At 46.6% G+C, this 2240-nt stretch carries 1 protein-coding gene and 1 pseudogene; one reads left to right on the top strand and one right to left on the bottom strand.

Annotation, left to right across the window (positions count from 1 at the left end; translation table 11 throughout):
- Positions 1-831: 831 nt before the first annotated feature.
- Positions 832-1169, bottom strand: a pseudogene (locus tag MJ769_RS12860) (IS5/IS1182 family transposase); the annotation flags it as partial.
- Positions 1170-1586: 417 nt separating this feature from the next.
- Here MJ769_RS12860 and MJ769_RS12855 point away from each other — a divergent pair.
- Positions 1587-2219, top strand: coding sequence for a sulfotransferase family protein (locus MJ769_RS12855; RefSeq protein ID WP_239237542.1), 633 nt, complete (start codon positions 1587-1589; stop codon positions 2217-2219).
- Positions 2220-2240 lie beyond the last annotated feature (21 nt).

The raw sequence follows: 2240 nt of genomic DNA, 5'->3' as shown, positions 1-2240 counted from the left end.
GCATGTACCCACACTCGTCGGTTGTCTGTAAACTTTTAAAGAACGGGCTGCCGTAGCAGCGAGAGGGGCGCATTATACAGAGCAAATAACGATGGTCAAGCATTTTGTTTGAGGAGCCATTTGTACTGGATCAATTTTTCTTCGAGTCAGCACAAATTGATGATGCAAAATTTTGTTCAAACTATAATTCTATTGCGTTAACTCAAGTTTATTTTCCTCATCCTCCACCCCTTTTTCTCCATAATCCTGACATTACACGGATTGCGGACGTACCCGTGCTTATATCCAATAATTGCTGTGCCAACTTTACCATGCGCATGAAACTGTATAACCGTGCAAACCGCAACGCGATGCACTTGACCTTCGCTTTACCTCGAACTGGCAACTTCACCAAACAGGGATGTGTGCTTGCGTGTTCACACATTCAGCCACGATGCGCGAAGCTTGTATCTCTTTTTAGCTTCCTCTGTCGCATACGCAATCGCCAATATGCGACCGATGCACTATCATTCGCCCTGGGGCCGTGATTTCAAAACTTTTTTGTTCTTGTTCAACCATCAGTGCAAGTTGACCCCTATCGCTGCCAAGACTTGCTATTTACACGCCAGCATTCTCCCTCTTCATGACCGTTGACTCCGAATCCCTGATCCGCGCTGGCGGTGTGTGCTTCCTCTGCCTTTTTACTTTGACGCCGTTTGATTTTCTTGATAGCAGGCATGCAGTTTAATTGCGGCATGCACACGTACGCCTTCTTGCGTGACACCCTTGAATTTACGACCCTCACATCCAACATTAGCCGCGTTGCCAGTGTCAGTTTGCGAGCGCCGCACCGTGAGCAACACGGAAGTCAGGCAGCGTGAAGTAGTTAACTTGCACGCCGCCGCATATCCAGCGATAGGCGTCATGCGCCAAAGTCAATCGTGCCAGTTCGCGTGCGTTGCCAACATGGTCGAGAGTGGCATAAAGCCACAAGGCAAACACGATCTCGGACGCAATCGCGCTGCGCTACCTTGTCGTGCTTTGATGGCGTCGTACATGCCTTTGAGGTTCTGCTGTTATACGTAGCTTCAAACCAGACGTGCACGATGTCCTTCCAGCAGTAAGGATTCAAGATTGCTGGGGTGAAGCTCAACTTGCAATCGGTTGGGGGTCAACACGCGCGCAGGTGCGTTTGCGTCGTGGCGATGGGCTTTGGGGTGTTTGTTTTGCAATTGAACGGTTTCGGGTATTTCTGGAAATAGGCTCTGGAAATTTTGGTTTGGCATCGGTTGGTCTTTGTTGAATGAATACCTCACTATCATGTGTGGCCGCGATGGTTAGATGACAGGTGTGAAATGTTTTTTTGATTTTTTGACAGACTCTCAGCTAACCCGAATAGAGATCAAGCGGTAGGTCAGGCTTACTATCCGGTGCTTATACGATGGCAGAGATCGGGGCCATCAGAGTACACTACATGACGGTAAGTAGCGCAGTGCGGAAGCTTGAAGAAGACCGAAAAAAATGATGTAACGTTAGAGCTAACTCCCGTGCTTCTATTTGCAAACCACCATTATTTAACTGTTGAATAATCGCCAAGAGGGATCGATATGAAAATCATTGGATGTGGTTTTGGACGCACAGGCAGTCTGTCGATGAAAATTGCGTTGGAGCAGCTAGGTTTTGGGCCCTGCCATCACATGCATGAAGTCATTGCAAATCCCGACAAACATTTGCCTTATTGGCTCGCCGCCTCTAAAGGTGAAAAAATCGATTGGGATGAAGCCCTAGCTGGTTATGAAAGCTGCGTTGATTGGCCAACAGCTGCATACTGGCCAGCACTCGCTGAACATTTTCCCGACGCAAAAATATTGCTAACAACCAGAACAGCCGAGAGCTGGTATAGCAGTATTTCCAAAACTATTTTTAAGGTTATCAGTGACGGCGTTAACGAAGCGCCAAGTGATAAACCAAACCCTTTTGGTGAAATGCTTGTGCGTATGATTATGAAAAACACCTTTAAAGGCAACATAGCTGACCGCAGCCACTGTATTAATATTTTCAACCAAAATGTAAAGTCGGTAAGAGAAGGCTTCAAAGGCGATAAATTATTTGTTTATAATAATGGTGACGGCTGGGAAGGGCTATGTCAGTGGTTGGATGTGCTAATACCAGATACACCTTTTCCGAGAACCAATAACGAACAAGAATTTGGTAACGTAGAATTTGTGAGACCTGAGTAGTAGAAGATAATTGCCCTCCAA

It is taken from the genome of Candidatus Nitrotoga sp. BS (assembly GCF_927797785.1).
Classification (GTDB): domain Bacteria; phylum Pseudomonadota; class Gammaproteobacteria; order Burkholderiales; family Gallionellaceae; genus Nitrotoga.
This window is presented reverse-complemented; position numbering and strand designations above follow the sequence as displayed.

Coding starts and splice junctions, on each gene's coding strand:
- MJ769_RS12855 (WP_239237542.1), top strand. CDS start 1,587: ATGAAAATCATTGGATGTGGTTTTGGACGCACAGGCAGTCTGTCGATG.